Annotated in this window: 24 protein-coding genes; 17 read left to right on the forward strand and 7 right to left on the reverse strand. The window is 70.4% G+C overall.

Annotated features, from left to right (window positions below):
• Window positions 1–11 precede the first annotated feature (11 nt).
• Window positions 12–767, reverse strand: a complete 756-nt coding sequence (gpmA, locus tag KA711_08215) for a 2,3-diphosphoglycerate-dependent phosphoglycerate mutase (GenBank protein ID MCM0608969.1) — start codon at window positions 765–767, stop codon at window positions 12–14.
• A gap of 59 nt (window positions 768–826) precedes the next feature.
• Here gpmA and KA711_08220 point away from each other — a divergent pair, with 59 nt between their 5' ends.
• From KA711_08220 to KA711_08235, 4 genes are all read left to right on the forward strand, one after another.
• Complete coding sequence (locus KA711_08220; GenBank protein MCM0608970.1) at window positions 827–1,246, forward strand: rhodanese-like domain-containing protein; 420 nt, start codon at window positions 827–829, stop codon at window positions 1,244–1,246.
• A gap of 54 nt (window positions 1,247–1,300) precedes the next feature.
• Complete coding sequence (gene grxC / locus KA711_08225) at window positions 1,301–1,558, forward strand: glutaredoxin 3 (GenBank protein MCM0608971.1); 258 nt, start codon at window positions 1,301–1,303, stop codon at window positions 1,556–1,558.
• 143 nt (window positions 1,559–1,701) lie between these two features.
• Window positions 1,702–2,172 (forward strand): protein-export chaperone SecB, encoded by a 471-nt coding sequence (gene secB, locus KA711_08230; protein MCM0608972.1) that lies wholly within the window; start codon window positions 1,702–1,704, stop codon window positions 2,170–2,172.
• A gap of 22 nt (window positions 2,173–2,194) precedes the next feature.
• Window positions 2,195–3,190, forward strand: coding sequence for an NAD(P)-dependent glycerol-3-phosphate dehydrogenase (locus KA711_08235; protein ID MCM0608973.1), 996 nt, complete (start codon window positions 2,195–2,197; stop codon window positions 3,188–3,190).
• 10 nt (window positions 3,191–3,200) lie between these two features.
• On the opposite strand, the gene KA711_08240 is transcribed toward KA711_08235, so the two are convergent.
• Together KA711_08240 and KA711_08245 are read right to left on the reverse strand one after the other, a co-directional pair.
• On the reverse strand, window positions 3,201–3,671 hold the full coding sequence (locus KA711_08240; protein ID MCM0608974.1) for a tRNA (cytidine(34)-2'-O)-methyltransferase: 471 nt from the start codon (window positions 3,669–3,671) through the stop codon (window positions 3,201–3,203).
• Between the two features lie 2 nt (window positions 3,672–3,673).
• Window positions 3,674–4,426 (reverse strand): ComF family protein, encoded by a 753-nt coding sequence (locus tag KA711_08245; protein ID MCM0608975.1) that lies wholly within the window; start codon window positions 4,424–4,426, stop codon window positions 3,674–3,676.
• A 21-nt stretch (window positions 4,427–4,447) separates the two neighbouring features.
• Between KA711_08245 and KA711_08250 the strand changes: the two genes are divergently transcribed.
• From KA711_08250 to KA711_08280, 7 genes are all read left to right on the forward strand, one after another.
• Window positions 4,448–5,359, forward strand: coding sequence for a biotin synthase (locus tag KA711_08250; protein ID MCM0608976.1), 912 nt, complete (start codon window positions 4,448–4,450; stop codon window positions 5,357–5,359).
• A 224-nt stretch (window positions 5,360–5,583) separates the two neighbouring features.
• Window positions 5,584–6,132 (forward strand): DUF2244 domain-containing protein, encoded by a 549-nt coding sequence (locus tag KA711_08255; GenBank protein MCM0608977.1) that lies wholly within the window; start codon window positions 5,584–5,586, stop codon window positions 6,130–6,132.
• Window positions 6,133–6,148: 16 nt separating this feature from the next.
• Window positions 6,149–7,318 carry a cytochrome c oxidase subunit II gene (gene coxB / locus KA711_08260; GenBank protein ID MCM0608978.1) on the forward strand — a complete coding sequence of 390 codons (1,170 nt, stop codon included), beginning with the start codon at window positions 6,149–6,151 and terminating at the stop codon, window positions 7,316–7,318.
• A 30-nt stretch (window positions 7,319–7,348) separates the two neighbouring features.
• Entirely contained in the window at window positions 7,349–8,983 is a 1,635-nt protein-coding gene (gene ctaD / locus KA711_08265; protein ID MCM0608979.1) for a cytochrome c oxidase subunit I, read from the forward strand.
• A gap of 153 nt (window positions 8,984–9,136) precedes the next feature.
• The gene (locus KA711_08270; protein ID MCM0608980.1) at window positions 9,137–9,766 is read left to right on the forward strand and encodes a cytochrome c oxidase assembly protein; all 630 of its coding nucleotides are present in this window, start codon (window positions 9,137–9,139) and stop codon (window positions 9,764–9,766) included.
• Between the two features lie 62 nt (window positions 9,767–9,828).
• A complete protein-coding gene (locus KA711_08275) occupies window positions 9,829–10,005 on the forward strand; it encodes a DUF2970 domain-containing protein (protein MCM0608981.1) in 177 nt (58 codons plus the stop codon).
• 53 nt (window positions 10,006–10,058) lie between these two features.
• Window positions 10,059–10,943: a cytochrome c oxidase subunit 3 gene (locus KA711_08280; protein ID MCM0608982.1), complete on the forward strand. Its 885-nt coding sequence runs from the start codon at window positions 10,059–10,061 to the stop codon at window positions 10,941–10,943.
• Window positions 10,944–11,014: 71 nt separating this feature from the next.
• Here the strand turns inward: KA711_08280 and KA711_08285 are convergent, their stop codons facing one another.
• On the reverse strand, window positions 11,015–11,251 hold the full coding sequence (locus tag KA711_08285; GenBank protein MCM0608983.1) for a DUF2909 domain-containing protein: 237 nt from the start codon (window positions 11,249–11,251) through the stop codon (window positions 11,015–11,017).
• Between the two features lie 36 nt (window positions 11,252–11,287).
• On the opposite strand from KA711_08285, the gene KA711_08290 reads away from it, so the two are divergent.
• The 5 genes from KA711_08290 to KA711_08310 are packed head-to-tail and all read left to right on the forward strand — an operon-like array spanning window position 11,288 to window position 15,427.
• Window positions 11,288–12,034 carry an SURF1 family protein gene (locus KA711_08290; GenBank protein MCM0608984.1) on the forward strand — a complete coding sequence of 249 codons (747 nt, stop codon included), beginning with the start codon at window positions 11,288–11,290 and terminating at the stop codon, window positions 12,032–12,034.
• Window positions 12,009–12,707 carry a hypothetical protein gene (locus KA711_08295; protein ID MCM0608985.1) on the forward strand — a complete coding sequence of 233 codons (699 nt, stop codon included), beginning with the start codon at window positions 12,009–12,011 and terminating at the stop codon, window positions 12,705–12,707. Before KA711_08290 ends, KA711_08295 begins: the two co-directional genes overlap by 26 nt.
• Before the next feature lie 11 nt (window positions 12,708–12,718).
• Complete coding sequence (locus KA711_08300) at window positions 12,719–13,870, forward strand: COX15/CtaA family protein (GenBank protein MCM0608986.1); 1,152 nt, start codon at window positions 12,719–12,721, stop codon at window positions 13,868–13,870.
• Between the two features lie 25 nt (window positions 13,871–13,895).
• Window positions 13,896–14,819 carry a heme o synthase gene (locus tag KA711_08305; protein MCM0608987.1) on the forward strand — a complete coding sequence of 308 codons (924 nt, stop codon included), beginning with the start codon at window positions 13,896–13,898 and terminating at the stop codon, window positions 14,817–14,819.
• Entirely contained in the window at window positions 14,798–15,427 is a 630-nt protein-coding gene (locus KA711_08310; protein ID MCM0608988.1) for an SCO family protein, read from the forward strand. The genes KA711_08305 and KA711_08310 overlap by 22 nt, the downstream gene beginning before the upstream one ends.
• Before the next feature lie 34 nt (window positions 15,428–15,461).
• Here the strand turns inward: KA711_08310 and rpoH are convergent, their stop codons facing one another.
• A complete protein-coding gene (gene rpoH, locus KA711_08315) occupies window positions 15,462–16,379 on the reverse strand; it encodes an RNA polymerase sigma factor RpoH (protein ID MCM0608989.1) in 918 nt (305 codons plus the stop codon).
• A 465-nt stretch (window positions 16,380–16,844) separates the two neighbouring features.
• Between rpoH and KA711_08320 the strand changes: the two genes are divergently transcribed.
• Window positions 16,845–17,954 carry a Tat pathway signal protein gene (locus KA711_08320; GenBank protein ID MCM0608990.1) on the forward strand — a complete coding sequence of 370 codons (1,110 nt, stop codon included), beginning with the start codon at window positions 16,845–16,847 and terminating at the stop codon, window positions 17,952–17,954.
• An 88-nt stretch (window positions 17,955–18,042) separates the two neighbouring features.
• Here the strand turns inward: KA711_08320 and KA711_08325 are convergent, their stop codons facing one another.
• Both KA711_08325 and ychF read right to left on the reverse strand, forming a co-directional pair.
• Window positions 18,043–21,267, reverse strand: coding sequence for a CHASE domain-containing protein (locus tag KA711_08325; protein MCM0608991.1), 3,225 nt, complete (start codon window positions 21,265–21,267; stop codon window positions 18,043–18,045).
• Window positions 21,267–22,361 carry a redox-regulated ATPase YchF gene (ychF, locus tag KA711_08330; protein ID MCM0608992.1) on the reverse strand — a complete coding sequence of 365 codons (1,095 nt, stop codon included), beginning with the start codon at window positions 22,359–22,361 and terminating at the stop codon, window positions 21,267–21,269. Before ychF ends, KA711_08325 begins: the two co-directional genes overlap by 1 nt.
• Window positions 22,362–22,384: the final 23 nt, after the last annotated feature.

Raw genomic sequence — 22,384 nt, forward strand, 5'->3', positions numbered from 1 at the left:
GCCGGTTGACCTCAAGCCCGGCCCTGAGCCGCCACGGCCGCAGCGGCCCGAGCGGCTGCCTCGGCGTCGCCCAGGTAGTGGCGGCGGATGGGCTTGAGCGCGGCGTCCAGCTCGTAGACCAGCGGGATGCCGTTGGGGATGTTGACGCCCACGATCTCGGCGTCGCCGATGCCGTCGAGCATCTTCACCATCGCGCGGATGCTGTTGCCGTGGGCCGCGATCAGCACGCGTTGACCGCTGCCGATGGCCGGGACCAGCACTTCATCCCAGAACGGCCGCACACGGGCGACTGTGTCCTTCAGGCACTCGGTCAGCGGCACCTGCTCCGGCGCCAGCCTGGCGTAGCGCGGGTCGTTGCGCTCGCAGCGGGGATCCGACGGCTCCAGCGCCGGTGGCGGCACGTCGTAGCTGCGGCGCCAGATCAGCACCTGCTCGTCGCCGAACGTCTTCGCCATGTCGGCCTTGTTCAGGCCCTGCAGCGCGCCATAGTGGCGCTCGTTGAGCCGCCAGTCATGGCGCACCGGAAGCCAGGTGCGTTCCATCGTGTCGAGTGCGTGCCACAGCGTCCACACGGCGCGCTTGAGCACCGAGGTGTAGGCGACATCGAAAGCCCAGCCGCCTTCGCGCAGCAGACGACCGGCCTCGCGCGCCTGGGCCACGCCGGTATCGGTGAGCGGCACGTCGGTCCAGCCGGTGAAGCGGTTCTCGAGGTTCCAGGTGGATTCCCCGTGGCGGATCAGGACGAGCTGGTGGACCGGTTTTGGCATCGCCGGGATTCTATGATCCGGGGTTTGCACTTCCGGCCGCTTCCGCTGCCGACGCCACCGTGAGCTTCATCGCCGAAAACTGGATCCTGATCCTCGTCGCCTTCGTCTCCGGCGCCCTGCTGGTGTGGCCGATGGTCAACAAGGCCGCCGGCGGCGGCACTGCCGTCGGCACCTCGGAGGCCGTGCGCCTGATCAACCGCGAGAAGGGCGTGCTGATCGACGTCGGCGAGCCGGGTGAGTACGGCCAGGCGCACGCCAGCGGCGCGCGCAACGTGCCCTTCGGCCAACTCGAGGGCTCCAAGGATCTGCCCACGAACAAGGCGCTGCCGGTCATTGTGCTGTGCCCCACGGGCTCGCGGGCGGGTCGTGCTGCAGGACTGTTGCGCAAGGCCGGCTACGACAAGGCGGTGTCGGTGTCTGGCGGCAACGCTGCCTGGCGCGAGGCCCAACTGCCGATGGAGAAGTCGGCCGCAGGGTGATTGGGGTGCGGGGACAATCTTCACCCGCCCTTCATCCCCCGTCCAGGAGAGTCCATGAGCAAGGTGCGCATGTACACCACCCAGGTGTGCCCGTACTGCATCCGGGCCAAGGCGCTGCTCAAGCAGCGCGGCGTCGAGCAGATCGACGAGATCCGCGTCGACCTCGACCCGGCCCAGCGCGACGCGATGATCGCGCTCACCGGCCGCCGCACCGTGCCGCAGATCTTCATCGGCGACACGCATGTCGGCGGCTGCGACGACCTGATCGCGCTCGACCAGCGCGGCAGCCTCGCGCCGATGCTCGCGCGCTGACCAAAGCGGCACGCCCGGCCGGGCTGCGCCCGGTGCCGCGCTGCGGCGCCGCTCGTCGATAATGCGTGCTTCCGGCCCGTTGCCGCCCTCGGCACCGGGCCTTGTTTCACGCGCATTCCCCCACCCCAGGCGAGAGCAGGACCATGGCCGACGAGACCCCCGTTTTCAACATCCAGCGCATGTACCTGAAGGACCTGTCGCTGGAGCAACCCAACTCGCCGCAGATCCTTCTCGAGCAGGGCCAGCCGCAGGTCGACATCAACCTGCAGATGGGTGCCGACCAGGTCGCCGACGGCGTGTTCGAGATCACCGTTGCCGCCACCGTCACCGCCAACCTCAAGGACAAGACGCTGTTCCTGGTCGAGGCCAAGCAGGCCGGCATCTTCGAGATCCGCAACGTGCCGCCGGAACAGCTCCAGGGCATCGTCAGCGTCGTTTGCCCGCAGATGGTCTACCCCTACCTGCGCGCCATCGTGTCCGACGTCTGCACGCGCGCCGGCTTTCCGCCGATCCTGCTGACGGAAGTCAACTTCCAGGCCATGTTCGAGGCCCAGCAGCAGCAGGCCGCCGCGGCGGCCAACGGCGGCTCGCGCATCATCACCGGCGCGAACTAAGGGCGTCGGCGGAGGCACGGCGATGCAGATCGCGGTGCTCGGCGCTGGTGCCTGGGGCACGGCCCTGGCCGCTGCCGCGGCAGCCGCCGGCCACGACACGTGGCTGTGGGCGCGTGATGCGGCCCAGGCTGCGGCCCTGCAGGCCACGCACACCAACGCCCGCTACCTGCCCGAGGTGGCGCTGCCGCCGTCGCTGCGGGCCACGGACGACCTGCCTGCGGCGCTGGCGCACGGCCAAGGCGCCGACGGCCTGCTCGTCATCGCCACGCCCATGGCCGGCCTGCGCAGCCTGCTGCAGGCGCTGCCGGCGGACGCCCCGGCGCTGTGGCTCTGCAAGGGTTTCGAGGCTGGCACCGGCCTGCTGGGCCACGAGATCGCGCGCACGCTGCGCCCGGGGCGGCCCTGCGGCGTGCTCAGCGGGCCGAGCTTCGCGCTGGAGGTGGCGCGCGGCCTGCCCACCGCGCTGGTGGCCGCCAGCGCCGATGCCGCGCTCGCCGCGCGCGCGGTCGAGGCCTTCCACGGTGGCGCGCTGCGCGTCTACACCAGCGCCGACATCGTGGGTGTGGAGGTCGGCGGCGCGCTGAAGAACGTGCTGGCCATCGCCACCGGCATCGTCGACGGTCTGCCGGCGGCGGGCCTGAATGCCCGTGCGGCACTGATCACGCGCGGGCTGGCCGAGATGACGCGCCTGGGCCAGGCGCTGGGCGCGCGGCCCGACACCTTCATGGGCCTGTCGGGACTGGGCGACCTGGTGCTCACCGCCACCGGCTCCTTGTCGCGCAACCGCGCGGTGGGTCTGGCGCTGGCCGCCGGACGGCGCCTGCCCCAAGCGCTGGCCGAGTTGGGCCACGTGGCCGAAGGCGTGCCCACCGCGGCGGTGGCGCTGCAGCGCGCGCAGGCCCTCGGCGTGGACATGCCGATCACGGCTGCCGTGGTGGCGGTGCTCGAAGGCCGCCTTGCCCCCGCGCAGGCCGTGGCCGCGCTGATGGCGCGCGATGCCAAGGCCGAGGCGGGTTGATCCGGCCTCTTCAGACGCCGCCCACGTAGCCCTGCTGGCGCCAGGCCTCGAACACCACCACCGCCACCGCGTTGCTCAGGTTCAGGCTGCGCTGGCCCGGCCGCATCGGCAGGCGCACGCGCTGGGCCGGCGCGAATCGTTGACGCAGCTCGGGCGCGAGCCCGCGCGATTCGCTGCCGAAGACGAAGCTGTCGCCCAGCTGCCAGCGCACCGCCGGCAGCGCCTGCGAGCCGTGCGTGGTGAAGGCGAACAGGCGCGCCGGGTCGGGCTGCGCAGCGGCAAGGAAGGCGTCGAAGTCGGCATGCCGCTGCACCTCGGCCCACTCGTGGTAATCAAGCCCGGCGCGGCGCAGCAGCTTGTCGTCCATCGAAAAACCCAGCGGTTCCACCAGGTGCAGCGTGCAGCCGGTGTTGGCCACCAGCCGGATGACGTTGCCGGTGTTGGGCGGGATCTCCGGCTCGACGAGCACGATGTGGAACATGTTCAGGCGCTGCCCGGCGCGGGCGTGCGCGCAAACACCCACACGTGCACGGCCGTGGCGCCCGCGCGGCGCAGTTCCTGCGCGGCGGCGGCCACGGTGGCGCCGGTGGTCATGACGTCGTCCACCAGCGCCACGGCGCGGCCGGCCAGCGCAGCGCGCTGCCTGGGCTCGGCCATGAACGAGCGCGCGAGGTTGGCCTCGCGTCCGGCCCGCGACTGGCCGGTCTGGTGCGGGGTGTCGATGGGTCGCAGCAGCAGCGCGTCGTCAGCCGGCAGGCCGCGCAGACGGGCGACGCGGCGGGCCAGCTCCCAGGCCTGGTTGTAGCCGCGCTCGGCCAGCCGGGCCGGGGCCAGCGGCACGGGCAGCACCAGCGTCGGCGCGGGCAGCGTGGCCGGCGGCGCGGACGCCGCCACGGCGCGGGCCAGCCGGTCGGCCAGCAGGGGGGCCAGCTCCACGCGGCCATGGAACTTGAAGGCCTGCACGAGGCTGTCCCAAGGGAAGCCGTAGTCGGCCGCGGCCACGGTGGCGTCGAACGGCGGCTCCTGGGCGCCCAGGCAGCCGCCGCAGCGGTGCACCGGCGTGCCGGTCGGCAAGGCGCAGCGTGTGCAACGTGCGCGCAGCGAGGCAAAGCGCGTGTCGCAGCCCGGGCACAGGGCGTCGCCCGCGGTCCACTGGCGGCACAGCTCGCACTGCGTCGGCCAATGCCCCTGGCGAGGGGCACCGGGTGCTGGGGAACCCAGAAGGTCGCGGAGCATGGCGTCCCTATACTGCCACGCATGCCCGTGCCCGACGCCCCCGCCACCGCGCCCCGGCCGGTGGACGCGGTGGCGCTGGCGCGCTGGCGCCGCCGGCTGCGCGACGCGCCGGAGCCGCCCTGGCTGCACACCGAGGTCGCGCGCCGCATGGCCGAGCGGCTCGCGGTGGTGAAGCTGCAGCCGCCGGCCGTGCTCGACTGGGGCCTGCAGCCGCGCCACGACCGCCTGCTGCTGTCCAGCGCCTACCCGCAGGCCTGCATCACGCCGGTGGATCCCGACGCCCCTGACGCCCCGCCGGCCGTCCTGCCCTGGTGGCAGCGCCTGCTGTCGCGCGGCGCCGCCCCCGCCGTGCGGGCCCCCGCCGCAGTGCCCGCCGGCCAGGCGCAGCTGGTCTGGAGCACGATGCTGCTGCACACCTTGCCCGACCCGCAGGCACAATTCGTGGCCTGGCAACGCGCGCTGGCGGTCGACGGATTTCTGATGTTCTGCACCCTCGGGCCGGGCACGCTGCAGTCCCTGTCAACGCTGTATGCCGCAGCCGGCTGGCCGGCGCCGCTGGCCCCGCTGGTGGACATGCACGACCTCGGCGACATGCTGGTGCACGCCGGCTTCGCCGACCCGGTGATGGACCAGGAGACGCTGCGCCTGACCTGGGGTCACCCCGATGCCGCGCTGGCCGAGCTGCGCACGCTGGGCCTCAACGCCGCGCCGACGCGCGCACCGGGCCTGCGCACCCCGCGCTGGCGGAAAGGCCTGTTGCAGCATCTGGAGGCCACCCGCGGCCCCGATGGCCGGCTGAGCCTGGCGTTCGAAATCGTGTACGGACACGCCTTCAAGCCGCTGCCCCGGGCACGCCTGGCAGCCGAGACCACGGTGGCGCTGGATGACCTGCGCACGATGGCCCGGCGCCGACCGCCGACCCCGCTGCGCTGACGCGGTCCTGACTCGACCTGCGTGGGCGTTTTGCCGCTTTATCCACGTCATTACCCGAGGGGGTGCTGAGCTAGAATTCGTGTCGTCCAAAAGGGTTGGGATGCGCCCGGTGACGGCCGCAGCCCCTGTCGACACCGAGAGTCGGGCTTGGCGCCGCAAGCAGAACCAGCACCCGCCGCACACCGTCACGACGTCCGCCGTTCCTGCAGTAGCCGTTCTCCAGCATGTCCGTCACCGCCGTACCAGCGCCTTGGGCCCCTGCGCCCCGCACGGGTTCCTCGTTCGGCCGCCGGCTGCTGAACCCGGGTCCCGGTGGCCGCCCGGCGCTGCAGTGGCCGCTGCGCCGCAACTGCTCGATCACGCCGCGTCAGCTGGGCGCGGTGTTCCTGTCTCTCTGTGTCGTGTCGGTGGCCGTGTCGGCATTCTTCGTGGCGCAGGGCGCGCCTTACGTTGCCGCCTTCGCGGGCATCGAGCTGCTGGCGGTCGGCGTGGCGATGCTGATCTTCGCCCGCCATGCCGGCGACCACGAGACCCTCACGCTGGAGGGCCGCTCGCTGCATGTCGAGCAAAGCCTCGGCAGCCAGGTGCGGCACACGCTTCTCGACACCGAATGGCTCGCTGTCGAGCCCGCCGCCGGCCAGGGCTCCCTGGTGCAGCTGCGTGGGCGCGGCGGAAGTGTGCGCGTCGGCCGCTTCGTGCGGCCCGAACTGCGCGCCGCCCTGGCCCAGGAACTTCGCACGGCCTTGCGCCGCGGTCCCGAAATCGAACCTTGACCCTGAAGTGAAACCGATGACGCGCTCGACATCCTTCCGTCAACGCCTGCGCCAGGCTCCGCTGGCCCTGGGCGCCCTGTTCGCATCGGGCGCCGCCATGGCCGTGTCCGACCTGCCCGGCGGCCCGGCGGTCAACCAGCTCAACCTGCATCCCGCAGCGACGCAGATCGCCGAGCAGCAGCACTTCCTGCACTGGTTCATGCTGATCGTGTGCACGGTGATCTTCGTTGCCGTGTTCGGGGTCATGTTCTATTCGATCCTCAAGCACCGCAAGTCTCTGGGCCACAAGCCGGCGAACTTCCATGAGAGCACGGCGGTGGAGATCGCCTGGACGGTGGTGCCCTTCATCATCGTCATCGCCATGGGTGCCATGGCCACGCGCACCGTGGTCGCGATGAAGGACACCACCAACGCCGACCTCACCATCAAGGCCACCGGTTACCAGTGGCAGTGGGGCTACGACTATCTCAAGGGTGAGGGCGAGGGGATCGCCTTTCTGTCCGCGCTGGATGCCTCGCACCGCGTGATGTCCGACCAGGGCAAGCCGCAAGGCGCCGACTACCTGCTCAAGGTCGACAACCCGCTGGTGGTGCCCGTCAACCAGAAGATCCGCATCGTCACCACCGCCAACGACGTGATCCACGCCTGGATGGTGCCGGCCTTCGGCGTCAAGCAGGACGCCATCCCGGGCTTTGTGCGCGACACCTGGTTCCGCGCCGAGAAGACCGGCGACTTCTACGGCCAGTGCGCCGAGCTGTGCGGCAAGGAACACGCCTACATGCCGATCCACGTCAAGGTGGTCACGGCCGACGAGTACACCGCCTGGGTGGCGGCCAGGAAGAAGGCGATGCAGGCCAAGGCCGACGACCCGAGCAAGGTCTGGGTGCTGGCCGACCTCGTGGCCCGCGGCGAGAAGGTCTACAACGCCAACTGCGCCGCCTGCCACCGCGCCGACGGCAAGGGCGCCGGCCCGATCAAGCCGCTGGACGGCAGCGCGATCGTCTTGAATGAGCCCGCGCGCCAGATCGAAATCCTGCTCAATGGCGCCGCCAACGGCGCGATGCCAGCCTGGAAGCAGCTCTCGGACACCGAGATCGCGGCCGTGCTGACCTACACCAAGAACTCGTGGTCCAACCAGACCGGCAAGCTCATCCAGCCTGCCGAGATCATGGCCGCGCGCAAGTGACCGACTGAATCTGCAAGAGGCATCCGAACCATGAGCGCAGTCCTTCCCCCGCACGGCCACGTTGCCGGTCACGACCACGCCCACGACGACCACGACCACAAGCCCACCGGCTGGCGCCGCTGGGTCTTCGCGACGAACCACAAGGACATCGGCACGATGTACCTGTTGTTCAGCTTCGCGATGCTGATGGTGGGCGGCGTCCTGGCGCTGGGCATCCGCGCCGAGCTGTTCCAGCCGGGGCTGCAGTTCGTGAACCCGGAGCTGTTCAACCAGCTCACCACGATGCACGGCCTGATCATGGTGTTCGGCGCCATCATGCCGGCCTTCGTGGGCTTCGCGAACTGGATGATCCCGCTGCAGATCGGCGCGAGCGACATGGCCTTCGCGCGCATGAACAACCTCAGCTTCTGGCTGCTGATCCCAGCGGCGCTGATCCTGGCGGGTTCGTTCTTCATGCCCGGCGGCGCGCCGGCCGCGGGCTGGACGCTCTACGCCCCGCTGACGCTGCAGATGGGCCCGTCGATGGACGCCGCGATCTTCGCGATGCACATCATGGGCGCGAGCTCGATCATGGGCTCGATCAACATCATCGTGACGATCCTGAACATGCGCGCACCCGGCATGACGCTGATGAAGATGCCCCTCTTCTGCTGGACCTGGCTGATCACCGCCTACCTGCTGATCGCGGTGATGCCGGTGCTCGCGGGCGCGATCACGATGACGCTGACCGACCGCCACTTCGGCACCAGCTTCTTCAACCCCGCGGGCGGCGGCGACCCGGTGATGTACCAGCACATCTTCTGGTTCTTCGGCCACCCCGAGGTCTACATCATGATCCTGCCGGCCTTCGGCATCGTGAGCGCCATCATCCCGGCCTTCGCGCGCAAGAAGCTGTTCGGCTACACCAGCATGGTCTACGCCACGGCATCGATCGCGATCCTGTCGTTCATCGTGTGGGCGCACCACATGTACACGACCGGCATGCCCGTCACCGGCCAGCTGTTCTTCATGTACGCCACGATGCTGATCGCGGTGCCCACGGGCGTGAAGATCTTCAACTGGCTGGCCACGATGTGGAAGGGCTCGATGACCTTCGAGACGCCGATGCTGTGGTCAGTGGGCTTCCTGTTCGTCTTCTCGATGGGGGGCTTCACGGGGCTGATCCTGGCGATGGCGCCGATCGACATCCAGCTGCAGGACACCTACTACGTGGTGGCGCACTTCCACTACGTGCTCGTTGCGGGCTCGTTGTTCGCGCTGTTCGCGGGCGTGTACTACTGGGGCCCCAAGTGGACCGGCGTCATGTACTCCGAAGTGCGCGGCAAGATCCACTTCTGGGGCTCGCTGTTCTTCTTCAACATCACCTTCTTCCCGATGCACTTCCTCGGGCTGGCCGGCATGCCCCGCCGCTACGCCGACTACCCGATGCAGTTCGCCGACTTCAACATGATCGCCTCGATCGGCGCCTTCGGCTTCGGGCTGATGCAGGTGTACTTCTTCGTGTTCGTCGTCGTGCCCATGATGCGCGGCAAGGGCGAGCCGGCGTCCCAGAAGCCCTGGGAGGCCGCCGAAGGCCTGGAGTGGGAGGTGCCGTCTCCGGCGCCGTTCCACACCTTCGAGAACCCGCCCAAGCTCGACGCCACCGCCACCCGCGTGGTGGGCTGAGCGGGGCGCGAGACGACGCGATGGCACGCACCCCCGAGCAACGCAAGGCGAACCTGCGGCTTGCGCTGATCCTGGCGTCGCTGGCGGCGTTGCTCGGCGGAGGCTTCGTCGTGCGCATCGCCTTCTTCGGCGCATGACCCAGAGGCAGGCACCATGAAGCGACTGCTCGCCGACAACCGGCGCATGCTCGGCAAGCTGCTGCTGATCGTGCTGCTGATGTTCGGCTTCGGATACTCGCTGGTGCCCATGTACCGGGCCATCTGCGAGGCGCTGGGCATCAACGTGCTGACGCTGTCGCAGCAGCGCGCGGCCACGGGCGTCTGGACGGGGGCCCACGGCCGGACCACCAACACCCAGGTCGACACCACGCGCTCCATCACCGTGGAGTTCGACGCCAACGTGCGCGGACCCTGGGACTTCAAGCCTGCGAAGCGCTCGATCCAGGTTCACCCGGGCGAACTGGCCACGGTGATGTACCAGTTCACCAACATCCAGAAGCGCACCATGGCCGCGCAAGCCATCCCCAGCTATGCGCCCAAGCAGGCCAGCCCGCACTTCAACAAGCTCGAGTGCTTCTGCTTCAACGAGTACACGCTCAGGCCCGGCGAGTCGCGCGAGTGGCCGGTGGCCTTCGTCATCGACCCCAAGCTGCCGCGCGACGTGACCACCATCACGCTCTCCTACACCTTCTTCGAGGTCGGCGGCAAGGTGCCGCCGCAGCCGCTGGGCACGGTGGGCCAGCAGACCGCGGCCGTGGTGCCCGGCCTGGGAGCCGGCTCGTGACGGACAGCGCGCGCGGCCCGCTCGCCAGCGCGACACAGCGCCCACTGTCCTTCGGGCAGACGATGAGGGCGGTGTTCTGGGGCTTCTTCGGTGTGCGCCGCGCGCGCGACATGGGTGCCGACGTCAGCCGGCTCAATCCGGTCCACCTGCTGATCGGCGGCCTGCTCGGGGCTGCCGTGTTCGTCGTCACGCTGGTGCTGCTCGTCCGCTGGGTGGTGGGCAGTGGCGTGGCCGCCTGACCGCAACGATTCAAGTTTCTGCAGTTCCGAGGGTTCGAGGAGATACACAAGCCATGGCAGCCACTACCCCCGCGGGCCAGACCCCGTACTACTTCGTTCCCGCGCCTTCGCGCCACCCGGCGCTGATGGCGGTGGGCCTGTTCCTCGTCATCCTCGGTGCGGGCCAGTGGGTGAATGACCACGCATGGGGCGCCTGGGTGCTGCTGGCCGGCATCGTGGTGTGGCTGACGGTGATGTTCCAGTGGTTCAGCCAGGCCATCGCCGAGAGCGAAGGCGGCCTGTACTCGCAGCGCATCGACGTCTCGTTCCGCTGGAGCATGAGCTGGTTCATCTTCAGCGAGGTGATGTTCTTCGCGGCCTTCTTCGGCGCGCTGTACTGGGCCCGCGTGCACACGCTGCCGATGCTGGGCAATCTTGACCACCAGCTGCTGTGGCCCGACTTCAAGGCCATCTGGCCGAGCGCCGGAGGCGGTGCCACGGCCTCGCCAGCCGGCATCGTCGAGCCGTTCCAGACCATGGGGCCCTTCTGGCTGCCGACGATCAACACCGCGCTGCTGCTGTCCAGCGGCATCACGCTGACCATCGCGCACCACGCCCTCATCGCCGGCCAGCGGGCCAAGACGATCACCTGGATGTGGATCACGGTGGCGCTGGGCGCCATCTTCCTGTGCGTGCAGGCCTATGAGTACCTTCACGCCTACCGCGACCTGAACCTCAAGCTCAACAGCGGCATCTTCGGCAGCACCTTCTTCATGCTCACCGGTTTCCACGGTTTCCACGTGTTCGTGGGCATGCTGATGCTGATCTTCATCACGCTGCGACTGATGAAGGGCCACTTCACACCCGAGCGCCACTTCGGCTTCGAGGGCGCGGCCTGGTACTGGCACTTCGTCGACGTGGTGTGGTTCGGCCTGTACATCCTGGTGTACTGGCTCTGACGACACCGGGGCGGCCGCGGGCCCGCCGCTGCTCGCCGACAACGCCGCCGCTGCCGCGGCGTTGTTCGTTTTCAGGCCGGCACCGGCAGCCCGCCGGGCCGCACCCAGCCCATCGCCCAACCGATCAGGATGACGATGAACAGCGCCACGCACAAGCCCACGCGCACCGCCAGCGCCCTTGCCATGCGGCGGTCGCGGGCAGCAGGGTCGTCGCTCGTCGCGCCGGGGTCGCGCTTGAGCATGAAAAAACCGGCGCTGGCCAGCGCACCCAGAACCGCCACGAGCACCAGCACCATCAGGACCTTCATGCCGCCGGATTATCCAGCCCGGCCCCGGGGTCGGCCGTGAGCAAACGGCGCCTGCACCCGGTCGTCCTGCTGGCTGCCGTCGGCTTGACGCTGCTCACGGCCCGCCTGGGCTGGTGGCAGCTCGACCGCGCCGCCGAAAAGCAGGCGCTGGAGCGCCAGCGCCAGGAGCAGCTCGCGCAGCCGGTGCTCGTGGGCGAGGAACTGCCGCACCGTGCCGAGGCCGTGGAGCCGCTCGTGCAACGCCGCGCGCAACTGCAGGGCCGCTGGCAGGCCGAGGCCACCGTGGCGCTGGAGAACCGTCCCATGGGCGGCCGGGTGGGCTTCTACATCGTCACGCCGCTGCAACTGGCCGACGGCAGCGCGGTGCTGGTGCAGCGCGGCTGGATCCCGCGCGACCTGCAGGACCGCACGCGCCTGGCGCCCTTCGACACGCCCGCCGCCGAGGTGAGCGTGCAGGGGCGCATCGCCCCCCGCGTGCCGCGGTTGTACGAGCTTGGCGAGGCGGGCGGCGGGGTGCTCCGGCAGAATCTTGAGATCGACGCATTTGCGCGTGAACGGGGCCTGAGTCTGCGGCCGTGGGTGCTGATCCAGGACGACAGCCCCGGCGCGCCGCCCGACGGCCTGCTGCGCGAGTGGCCGGCCCCGGGCAGCGGTGTCGACAAGCACCACGGCTATGCCTTCCAGTGGTTTGCGCTGTCGGCGCTGACGCTGGGCCTTCTTGTCTGGTTCCAGTTTTTCCGGCCCGCCCGGCCCGACCATGCCTCCGAACGCCCTCCCACCTGAGCAACCGCTGGCGATGACCGTGCACGACATGGCCACGCCCGACCTCGCCGAGCCGGTGCAGGCCGGGCAGCGGCGCACGGTCAGCGGCCGGCTGAAGATGCTGCTGGTGCTGCTGGTGTGCGCCTCGCCGGTGATCGCCTCGTACTTCACCTACTTCGTCATCCGGCCCGAGGGTCGCACCAACTACGGCGAGCTCGTCCTGCCCCCGCGCGAGCTGCCCACCACCCTGCCGCTGGCCACGCTGGACGGCGTGCCCGTGGCCCCGGCCTCGCTGCGCGGGCAGTGGCTGCTGGTGGTGGTGGTGGACCCGGCTTGCGGCGAGGCCTGCGAGCGGCGCCTGTTCATGCAGCGGCAGCTGCGCGAGATGCTGGGGCGCGACCGCGACCGGCTCGACAAGATCGTGCTGGTGGCCGGCGACACCGCGCTCAAGCCCGAGCAGCGCGCTGCGCTCGAGGCCGCCCCGCCGGCCACCTTGCTGCGCGCCCCGCGCGAGGCGCTGGCCGGCTGGCTCGCGCCGCAGGCCGGGCACGCGCTCGACGAGCACCTCTACGTCGTCGACCCCATGGGCATGTGGATGATGCGCATGCCGCCCGCAGCCGAGCCGCAGCGCGTGATTCGCGACCTGCGCAAGCTGCTGCGCGCCTCGTCGAGCTGGGACAACGCGGGGCGCTGAAGCACAACGCGATGGACGGCTCCGAGCAGGCCCTGGTCGATCTCGCGCCGCTCTTGCGGCTGCTGCTGCTGGCGCTGCTGCTGGCCGCCTTGCCGCTCGCGTGGTGGTGGCTGCGCGCCCGCGGCGCCGACACGTGCGGCCGCATGGCCACGCTGACCGCTCTGACGCTGTTCCTGACCTTCGACCTCATCGTCTTCGGCTCCTTCACGCGGCTGTCCGACAGCGGCCTGGGCTGCCCCGACTGGCCGGGCTGCTACGGCGAGGTCAGTCCCTTCGGTGCGCGCGAGGACATCGTCGCCGCACAGACCGCCGCACCCGGCGGACCCGTCACCTGGAGCAAGGCCTGGATCGAGATGGTCCACCGGTATCTGGCGATGACGGTGGGCGTGCTCATCCTCGTGATGGCCGTGTTCAGCTGGGTCGGCCGGCGCCGGCTGCCGTTCTCGCCGTGGTGGCCGACCGTGACGCTGGCCTGGGTGATCGTGCAGGGGATGTTCGGCAAGTACACCGTCACGCTCAAGCTCTACCCGGCGGTGGTGACGCTGCACCTGCTGGGGGGGCTGCTGCTGCTGGCGCTGCTGGCGGCGCAGCACGCGGCGTTCCGCCAGCAGCCGCTGGCGCTGGCCGACACCCGGCCGCTGAAGCGTGCAGCGGCCGTCGTCATGGCGCTGCTGGTGGCGCAGATCGCGCTGGGCGGCTGGGTGAGCACCAACTACGCGGTGCTCGCCTGCACGGGCTTGCCCACCTGCAACGGTCAGTGGTGGCCGGAGATGGACTTCGGCACCGGCTTCACGGTGTTGCGCGGCCTCGGCGGTGACGACGGCGTGCTGCGCACGGTGCCCTCGCAGGTGGCCATCCACATGGCGCACCGGCTCGGCGCGCTGGTGCTCACGGCCGCGATGCTGGGTCTGGTCTGGGCCTTGTGGCGGCGACGCGCGGCTTGCGCGGCCACCGGCCGCTTCGCGCTGGGCCTGCTGGCGCTGCTGGGCCTGCAAATCATGACCGGGCTGTCTAACGTGGTTCTGGGCTGGCCGCTGACGGCGGCCTTGGCCCACTCCGCGGGCGCCGCGGGGCTGGTGCTGCTGATGACGCTGCTGCTGGCGCGCTTGCCCTCGGCCAGTGGCGTGACGCAAGCGCACGGCCCGCGGCCGGCCACTGCCTAGAATCCCGGCCTACGTCCCGCACACCATGGCCCAGAGCATCGCCGCCCCCGCCGCCCCGGCCCCCCGGGGTTCCCTGTGGCGCCAGTACAGCGCGCTCACCAAGCCGCGCGTGGTGCAGCTGATCGTCTTCTGCGCCCTCATCGGCATGCTGCTGGCCGAGCCCGGCTGGCCGCGCTGGGGCCTGGTGGCCGTGGCCTCGGCCGGCATCTGGCTGGTGGCGGCGGCCGCGGCCGCCTTCAACTGCCTCGTCGAGCAGCAGATCGACCGCCGCATGGCCCGCACCGCCTGGCGCCCCACCGCCAAGGGTGAGCTGACCACATCGCAGGCGCTGGTGTTCTCCACCCTGCTGTGCGCTGCCGGCTGTGCGCTGCTGGCGATGGCGGTGAACCCACTGACGATGTGGCTCACGCTCGCCACCTTCGTCGGCTACGCCATCGTCTACACCGTGGTGCTGAAGCCGCTGACGCCGCAGAACATCGTCATTGGTGGCGCCAGCGGGGCGATGCCGCCGGTGCTGGGTTGGGCCGCGATGACGGGTGAGGTCGGCGCCGAGTCGCTGATCCTGTGCCTGATCATCTTTTTGTGGACGCCGCCGCACTTCTGGGCCCTGGCGCTGTACCGGGTGGAGGACTACCGCCGCGCCGGCCTGCCCATGCTGCCGGTGACGCACGGCGCCGACTTCACCAAGCTGCAGGTGCTGCTGTACACGGTGGTGCTTTTTGCGGCGACGCTGCTGCCCTGGGTGTTCCGCTTCAGCGGCTGGGTCTACCTGGCGGCCGCCGTGGTGCTGGGCGCACTGTTCGTCGGCTACGCCTTCAAGCTCTGGCGCGACTACTCCGACGCCCTGGCCCGCCGCACCTTCCGCTTCTCGATCTGGCACCTGTCGCTGCTGTTCGCGGCGCTGCTGCTCGACCACTACCTCGACCCATGGTTGTTCGGCGCTCCTTGATCGCCCTTGGCGTGTTTGGCGGCCTGGCCCCGCTGCTGGCGGCCTGCGACCGCGCCGCCCTGCCCGGTGTGGCGGGCGGCAAGCCGGCCTTCAAGGCCATCGACATCACCGGCGCCGAGTACGCGCAGGGCCTCGAGCTCACCGACCCCGACGGCCAGCGGCGCACGCTGGCCGAGTTCAAGGGCCAGGTGGTGGTCGTGTTCTTCGGCTTCACGCACTGCCCCGACGTCTGCCCGACCACGCTCGTGGAGCTGGCCGGCGTGAAGAAGCAGCTCGGTCCCGACGGCGAGCGCGTGCAGGGCGTGTTCGTCACCGTGGACCCCGAGCGCGATACGCCCGAGCTGCTCAAGGCCTACGTCGAGAATTTCGACAAGGGCTTCGTCGCGCTGCGCGGCACGCCCGAGGAGACGCGCGCCGTGGCCAGGCACTTCAAGGTCTTCTACAACAAGGTGCCGGGCAAGACCGACACCAGCTACACGGTGGACCACACGGCCGGCAGCTACGTGTTCGACACCGCCGGCCGCATCCGGCTGTTCACGCGCTACGGCGGCGGCGCCGAGGCGCTGGCGCACGACCTGCGCATCCTGCTCAACGAAAAACCGGCCTGAGGCCGGTTTTTCGGGGGAAAGCCAAGCGTCGTCGTCAGGCCAGGGCCTTGCGCATCTTCTTGAGGGCGGCCACCTCGATCTGGCGGATGCGCTCCGCACTCACGCCGTATTCGGCGGCCAGCTCGTGCAGCGTCATGCCGCCGTGGCCGTCGTCGCGCACCTTGAGCCAGCGTTCCTCGACGATGCGGCGGCTGCGCGCATCGAGCACGCCCAGCGCCTGCGCGATGCCGTCGCCCGCCAGCCAGTCGCGGTGCCGCGCCTCGATGCGCTGTGTGGGCTCCTGCGTCTCGTCGGCCAGGTAGGCGATCGGGGCGTAGCTTTCCTCGCCGTCGCCCTCCTGCGGCTCCAGCGCGGTGTCGCCACCGGCCAGCCGCGTCTCCATCTCGACGACCTCTTCGGGCTTGACGTTCAGCTCGCGCGCCACGTGCGCCACCTCGGCGGGCGTCAGCGTGTTGCGGAAGGTCTCGGCATCTTCACCGGCGCTGGCCTTGAGCTGCTGCTTCATCGAGCGCAGGTTGAAGAACAGCTTGCGCTGCGCCTTGGTCGTGGCCACCTTGACCATGCGCCAGTTCTTCAGGATGTACTCGTGGATCTCGGCCTTGATCCAGTGCATGGCGTAGCTGACGAGGCGCACGCCCTGCTCGGGGTCGAAGCGGCGCACCGCCTTCATCAGGCCGACGTTGCCTTCCTGGATGAGATCGCCCTGTGGCAGGCCGTAGCCGACGTACTGGCGCGAAATGCTGACCACCAGGCGCAGATGGCTCAGCACCAGCCGCCCGGCCGCCTGCAGATCGCCCCGATCGCGCAGCGCGCGGCCAAGCTCCACCTCTTCGGGGGGGCTCAACATCGGCAGGCGGTTGACGGCCGAGACGTAGGCATCGAGGTTGCCCAGCGGGGGCACCAGCGACCAGGGGTCACGGACGGCCAGGGCGGCGGACGCGGTGGTGTTCATGCTGACTCGGAGATTCCCCAAGATCGGAAGTTCCGAAGATATTAGCACTCGCACCTGGCGAGTGCTGATCAAGATGTGCAGGAAAGCCGCCTTCCAACCGTCCGTCAGACAGAACCCACGACCCGGCCGGCGCGTTTGTCGCCTTCCTGGCACGCCTGCGGCTCCTTCATTTCCCTCTTGAGCTTGTGCTTGCCGTCTGTGCCGTGGCACTGGAAGCGGCTGGTCGCGAGCAGCTGGCCCGGCGGCGGCTTGGCCGCCCGTGCGTTGGCGCGCGCAGCTCTGAGCGGCGGGTGCGTTGGCGAACAGATCGGACGCGGTCCCGTGCCTACATTGGGCTGCGCCGCCATTGCGGCAGCGAGCCGGCTGAAGGGCGTAGGAGCGCGGTCACACCCGCTCAGCCGACGTGCAGCCCGAGAAGCGCCCGACGGCGGTGACCGCCCGTCTGCCGGGCAAGGTCTAGCAGCCATGATCAAGCGCAGACAGTTTGTGGCCTCCACGCCGTGGCTGGTGGCCAGCCCGCTGGTCCTGTCGGGTTGTTCCCCGGGGCCTGAGCTCGACGGCTACGAAGCATTGGCCGAGCGCACCTGGCAAGTGGGCCGGCCGGCCGGTGTCAGGGGCGAGGCGCTCGGCCGGGAGCTGGTGCGCTGCGCCACCCTGGCGCCGTCCGGCCACAACACGCAATGCTGGAAGTTCGCGCTCGACGCCGATGGCCGTTCCGTCGCCATCCACCCCGACTTGGCGCGACGCTGCCCCGCGGTGGACCCGGACGATCACCACATGTTCGTTTCGCTGGGCTGCGCCACCGAGAACCTGGCTCAAGCCGCGCTCGCCCACGGCCTGATGGCACAGGCGCGTTTCGACGCGACTGACGGCGCCGTTCGCGTGCGCCTCGAACCCACACGGGCCCAGGAGACGCCCCTGTTCGCCGCCATCGCCAGCCGCCAGTGCACGCGTGGCGACTACGACGGCAAGCCCTTGTCCGCCGACGAGCTGGCCTTGCTGCAGCGTGCTGGCAGTTCCGACATGGTGAACCTGCTGCTGCTGACCGAGCGCCCGGCCATCGAGCTGACGCTGGACTACGTGATTCACGGCAACACCGCGCAGCTGGCCGACGCCGCCTTCATCAGGGAGTTGAAGGCCTGGATCCGCTACAACCGAGCCGATGCGGTGCAGACGCGCGACGGGCTGTATGGCGAGTCCGCTGGCAGCCCCAACCTCCCGGCCTGGATCGGGGACCTGGTGTTCGGATGGGTCGTCACACCACAAGGCGAGACCGACAAGTACGCGCGTCAGGTGCGCAGTGCCGCCGGGATCGCTGTGTTCGTCGGCCAGGCCGCTGACAAGGCGCACTGGGTGGAGGTGGGACGGTGCTACGAGCGCTTTGCCCTGCAAGCCACCGCCTTGGGCATCCGCAACGCTTTCTTGAACCAGCCGGTCGAAGTGGCCGCACTGCGCCCGCCGTTTGCGGCCGCGTTGGGCCTGGCCGGCCTGCGGCCGGACCTGGTGGTGCGATTCGGCCGCGGCCCGGTGCTGCCACGCTCCCTGCGGCGCCCCGTTGACGCCGTGCTGGCTTGACGATCCGGGGCAGTTTGCGGACACCCGGGCATACCGGCCCATCCTGGGGCTCGCTTCGGGGCCGAGCCCAACGCCGGGCGCTTGCAGTTCACAGCAACCAGCGTGTCTCGGTGTTCGCGAGCGCTTCGTCGAAGTGACGCAGGAACAGCGCCACGTCGACCGGCTTGGTCAGGTACTGCAACGCGCCCAGCGTGAGAGCCGCCCTCAGGTGGTCGGGCGTGGCGTCGGCAGAGACCACGATCACCGGGATCTGGGCCAGCGCGTCGTCGTTCTTCATGTGACGCAGCAGCTCAACGCCAGAGATGTCGGGCAGTTGCATGTCGAGCAGGATCAGGTCGGGCGGCTCGCTGCGGATCGCGGCCAGCCCGTCCAGGCCGAGCATGGACACGGCCAAGCGCACCTGCGGCCGTTGCCCGAGGATGCCCCGCATCACCTCGACGTTGGTCGGGTTGTCCTCGATGTAGTGCACCAGGCGCTGGGCGTAAGGCGCGGGCCTGCTCACGGCGGCCTCGGGCTCGACGGCCACGCGCTCGTGGGTGGCCGGCAGCGTGAAGGTGAAAGTAGAGCCGACCGCCAGCTGGCTTTCCACCGCCAGCGAGCCCCCCATCAAGCCGAGCAGCCCCTGCGAGATCACCAGGCCGATGCCGGTGCCCTCGATCCCGCTGTGCTCTCGTCCCAGTCGGTTATAGGGCTGGAACAGGCGCTCCATCTGCGCCGCGTCCATGCCCAGTCCGGTGTCCCTGACGGCCACGCGCACGGCGGTGTTGCCAGCGCGCGCCACGTGCACGCGCACCGAGCCCCCGGGTCGGTTGTACTTGATGGCGTTGGTCAGCAGGTTGGTCAACACCTGCCTCAAGCGCATGGCGTCGCCCATGGCCGCCGGCACGCCCGGCTCGGCGATGACCTCGATCTGGATGCCGCGTTGGCTGGCCGCCGACGCAACCAGGGCCAACGCCGCCTCGGCCAGCGCCCGCATGTCCACCGGCTCCAGCGCCAGCGACACCGAGCCCGATTCGATGCGCGACAGGTCCAGCGTCTCGTTGATCAGATCCAGCAGGTGCCAGCCGGCACGCTGGATCAGGCGCACCCACTCCTGCTGGTGCGGCGCGAGTGCCGGATCGCGGTCCATGCCCAGGAGCTGGGCGAAGCCGATCATCGCGTTCAGCGGCGTGCGCAGCTCGTGGCTCATGCGCGAAAGGAACTCGTTCTTGGCGCGGTTGGCCTCCTCGGCGCGCTGCCGTGCCTGCTCCGAGGCCTGCAGCCGCAGCTGGTCGGCCACGTCTTCGACCACCGCGACCACGCGCAAGACGCGACCGTTGTCGTCCCGCAGCGCGCTGGCGATGACGCGAACCGGTGTCCACTGCCCGTCCTCGCCCGGCGCCTGCAGGCGCAGGCTGGCCACGGTGCGGCTGGCGGCGCCGGCCACCAGGTCGCGGCGCACCGCGACCAAGGGCTCGCGGTCGTCCGGGTGGGCGAACTCCAGCACGGAGGTGCCGACCAGCCGGTCCGGCGCCAGGCCGGTCATCTGGCAAAAGCGGGCGTTGCCCTCAATGACCTCGCCCCGGTGGTCGAGGAACAGCACGCCCAGCGGTGCGTTGTCCAGGATGCCCTGCAGCCGCTCGCGTGTTTCCTGCTGCGCCGCTTCGGCGCGCCGCCGCTCGGCCACCTCGGCGCGGAACTGCGCCGTGCTGGCGGCCACCGCCAGCACGGTTCGGCGGGTGTGGCCGGTCACCACCAGCAGCAAGGCCCCCAGCAGCGTGGCGGCCGCCAGGCCGGTCAGGCTCAGCAGGCCGGCCTCGCCGCTGACCCGCAGCGCCGGCATGACCGGCGCCGACGCCCGCAGCAGCCAGCTCCGGCCGGCCCAGTCCAGCCTCTGTTCGTGGCGATGACCGTCTGCCGCCGGTCCGCAGGCCGAGGCCTCGCCGCTGCCGGCCAGCCGGCGCAGACGGGCAGAGGGATCGGCGTCGAGCAGGCACCACGAGACCCGGCCTCGGCCGCGTTCGTCTATGCCGGCCAGCGCGAGCTCGATGCTCAGGCTGATGAACACGACGCCGGTCCAGCGCTCCCGTCGTTCCAACGGCGTGCCGGGTTCGGTGGCTCCCGGCCTGTACAGGGCCTGGTAGAGCAGGACGCCAGGCTCGTCGCGCCCGGACTGGCCCAGCGCCAGGGCTGCCGACGCCCGGGGTTGGCCGCTGTCGCGCGCGGCCTCGATCGCCGGCCGCGCCACGTCGATCGACAGCGCGTTGACGCCCAAATCACCGCGGTTGCGGTCTGCCGGTGCGAGCTGGCGCACCACGAGCAGCTCGCCGCGCTCACGGCGGTCGCTTCCGCCGTCGCGGTCGACCACGCGGAACTCGGCACGGCCCTGACGCCGGGCCTCGTTCTCCAGCGCGGCAACGCCCGCCTCGGCCACGCGCTGGCCCACGCCCGTGGCCTGCAGTGCGTCGAAGCGTGCCAGCCAGCCGGCCGAGGCGGCGTTCAGCCCGGCCTCATCCAGCGGCCGCCCGGCCACCCGGGCCGCCGACTGCAGGCCCTTCAGGGCCAGCGAGGCGTTGTCCAGCCGTTGCCGCACCTGCGCCACCAGCTGTGTGGCGGCGTAGTCAAAGCGCTCGGCTTCGCGGGCGGCGTCGAGCTGTCGGAGCTGATGCACGCCCAGCGCCAGCACCGCCAGCGCGGCCAGCAGCGGCAGCGCCAGCGTGCGCCGCCTCGGCCGCCAGTCGGCGCGCGGCTGGCCGATCAGCGTCAGCACCAAAGGCGCCGTGATCAGCACGCCCACGGTGTCGCCCATCCACCAGGTGGACCAGTTCGGCAAGACGTCGTCCGCGTCGAGCACGCCCCCCAGTGCCAGCGCTGCGGTGCCCACGCTGGCGCTGACCGTGCAGGCCAGGAAGCCGCCCAGCAGCCCGGCTCGGGCGATTTCGCGCGGCTCGCTCAGCACCAGCGGCATGGCCACCGCACGCCGCACCATCCAGGCGCCGAGCTGCGCCTGCAACACCGCTCCCAGGCCGATGAGGGCCGGGATCGACAGCAGCGTCACCCAGCCCTCGGCGCCGCGCGCCGCCCCCAGGCCGGCGTTGAGCAGGGTCGCGCCCACGAACACGCCGACCAGCGCCGAACGCCCGGCCACCAGAGTGGCCGCCAGCGCGACGCCGGCCGACGGGAACAGCGGCGAGGCGAAACCCGGTGGTCCGGCCAGCATCAACGCCAGCGCGCCGAAGGCCAGGTAGGCCAGGGCCGTGAGCCCGGCCTGCTGCCAGGCAGGGGCACCGAGGCCCGGGCCGACGCCGGCAGCCCCGGGTGCGCCGTCGGCCATCAGACGTTGAAGAGAAAGTTCATGACGTCGCCATCCTTGACCACGTACTCCTTGCCCTCGGCCCGCATCCTGCCGGCATCCTTGGCGCCCTGTTCGCCCTGGTGGGCGACGTAGTCATCGTAGGCGATCGTCTGCGCGCGGATGAAGCCCCGCTCGAAATCAGTGTGGATGACCCCGGCCGCCTGCGGCGCCGTGGCGCCGATCGGCACCGTCCAGGCCCGCACCTCCTTGGGCCCGGCCGTGAAGTAGGTCTGCAGGCCCAGCAGCGTGAAGGCGGCGCGGATCAGGCGGTTCAGGCCCGGCTCGTCCTGGCCCATCTCGGCCAGGAACAGTGCCTTGTCCTCGTCGGCCATGTCGGCCAGCTCGGCCTCGGTCTTGGCGCAGATGGCCACCACCGGCGCGGCCTGTTTCGCGGCATAGCCGCGCAGCTGCTCGAGCAGCGGGTTGTTCTCGAAGCCGGTCTCGCTGACGTTGCCCACGAACATCGCCGGCTTGGCCGTGATCAGGCACAGCGGCTTGAGCACCACCAGTTCCTCGCGGCTGAAGGCGATGCCGCGCACCGGCTTGGCCTCGTTGAGCGCGGCCTCGCACTTCTTGAGCACGTCCACCAGGCGCGCGGCCTCCTTGTCCTGCCCGGCTCTGGCCACCTTGCTGTAGCGCGCCAGGCTCTTCTCGACCGTGGCCAGGTCGGCCAGGCAGAGCTCGGTCTGGATGACCTCGATGTCGGCGACGGGGTCGACCTTGCCGGCGACGTGGATGACATTGGGGTCTTCGAAGCAGCGCACCACATTGACGATGGCGTCGGTCTCGCGGATGTGGCTCAGGAACTGGTTGCCCAGGCCCTCGCCCTGGCTGGCGCCGGCCACGAGACCGGCGATGTCGACGAACTCCACGATGGCCGGCACGATGCGCTCCGGCTTGGCGATCCCGGCCAGCTTCGCGAGCCGCGGGTCGGGCAGCTCGACGATGCCGACGTTGGGCTCGATGGTGCAAAACGGGTAGTTCTCGGCCGCGATGCCCGCCTTGGTGAGCGCGTTGAAGAGGGTGGACTTGCCGACGTTGGGCAGGCCGACGATGCCGCACTTGAGGCTCATGTCGCGGGTGCTTTCAGGAAGAG

Origin of the sequence: Ideonella sp. WA131b (assembly GCA_023657425.1) — a bacterium.
In the GTDB taxonomy this organism is placed as follows: domain Bacteria; phylum Pseudomonadota; class Gammaproteobacteria; order Burkholderiales; family Burkholderiaceae_C; genus Rubrivivax.

Bases quoted from the DNA above. Each gene is read 5' to 3' on its own strand.
- gpmA (MCM0608969.1), bottom strand. From the start codon at position 767: ATGCCAAAACCGGTCCACCAGCTCGTCCTGATCCGCCACGGGGAATCC.
- grxC (MCM0608971.1), top strand. From the start codon at position 1,301: ATGAGCAAGGTGCGCATGTACACCACCCAGGTGTGCCCGTACTGCATC.
- secB (MCM0608972.1), top strand. From the start codon at position 1,702: ATGGCCGACGAGACCCCCGTTTTCAACATCCAGCGCATGTACCTGAAG.
- KA711_08235 (MCM0608973.1), top strand. From the start codon at position 2,195: ATGCAGATCGCGGTGCTCGGCGCTGGTGCCTGGGGCACGGCCCTGGCC.
- KA711_08240 (MCM0608974.1), bottom strand. From the start codon at position 3,671: ATGTTCCACATCGTGCTCGTCGAGCCGGAGATCCCGCCCAACACCGGC.
- KA711_08245 (MCM0608975.1), bottom strand. From the start codon at position 4,426: ATGCTCCGCGACCTTCTGGGTTCCCCAGCACCCGGTGCCCCTCGCCAG.
- KA711_08250 (MCM0608976.1), top strand. From the start codon at position 4,448: ATGCCCGTGCCCGACGCCCCCGCCACCGCGCCCCGGCCGGTGGACGCG.
- KA711_08255 (MCM0608977.1), top strand. From the start codon at position 5,584: ATGTCCGTCACCGCCGTACCAGCGCCTTGGGCCCCTGCGCCCCGCACG.
- coxB (MCM0608978.1), top strand. From the start codon at position 6,149: ATGACGCGCTCGACATCCTTCCGTCAACGCCTGCGCCAGGCTCCGCTG.
- ctaD (MCM0608979.1), top strand. From the start codon at position 7,349: ATGAGCGCAGTCCTTCCCCCGCACGGCCACGTTGCCGGTCACGACCAC.
- KA711_08270 (MCM0608980.1), top strand. From the start codon at position 9,137: ATGAAGCGACTGCTCGCCGACAACCGGCGCATGCTCGGCAAGCTGCTG.
- KA711_08275 (MCM0608981.1), top strand. From the start codon at position 9,829: ATGAGGGCGGTGTTCTGGGGCTTCTTCGGTGTGCGCCGCGCGCGCGAC.
- KA711_08280 (MCM0608982.1), top strand. From the start codon at position 10,059: ATGGCAGCCACTACCCCCGCGGGCCAGACCCCGTACTACTTCGTTCCC.
- KA711_08285 (MCM0608983.1), bottom strand. From the start codon at position 11,251: ATGAAGGTCCTGATGGTGCTGGTGCTCGTGGCGGTTCTGGGTGCGCTG.
- KA711_08295 (MCM0608985.1), top strand. From the start codon at position 12,009: ATGCCTCCGAACGCCCTCCCACCTGAGCAACCGCTGGCGATGACCGTG.
- KA711_08300 (MCM0608986.1), top strand. From the start codon at position 12,719: ATGGACGGCTCCGAGCAGGCCCTGGTCGATCTCGCGCCGCTCTTGCGG.
- KA711_08305 (MCM0608987.1), top strand. From the start codon at position 13,896: ATGGCCCAGAGCATCGCCGCCCCCGCCGCCCCGGCCCCCCGGGGTTCC.
- KA711_08310 (MCM0608988.1), top strand. From the start codon at position 14,798: ATGGTTGTTCGGCGCTCCTTGATCGCCCTTGGCGTGTTTGGCGGCCTG.
- rpoH (MCM0608989.1), bottom strand. From the start codon at position 16,379: ATGAACACCACCGCGTCCGCCGCCCTGGCCGTCCGTGACCCCTGGTCG.
- KA711_08320 (MCM0608990.1), top strand. From the start codon at position 16,845: ATGATCAAGCGCAGACAGTTTGTGGCCTCCACGCCGTGGCTGGTGGCC.
- KA711_08325 (MCM0608991.1), bottom strand. From the start codon at position 21,267: ATGGCCGACGGCGCACCCGGGGCTGCCGGCGTCGGCCCGGGCCTCGGT.
- ychF (MCM0608992.1), bottom strand. From the start codon at position 22,361: ATGAGCCTCAAGTGCGGCATCGTCGGCCTGCCCAACGTCGGCAAGTCC.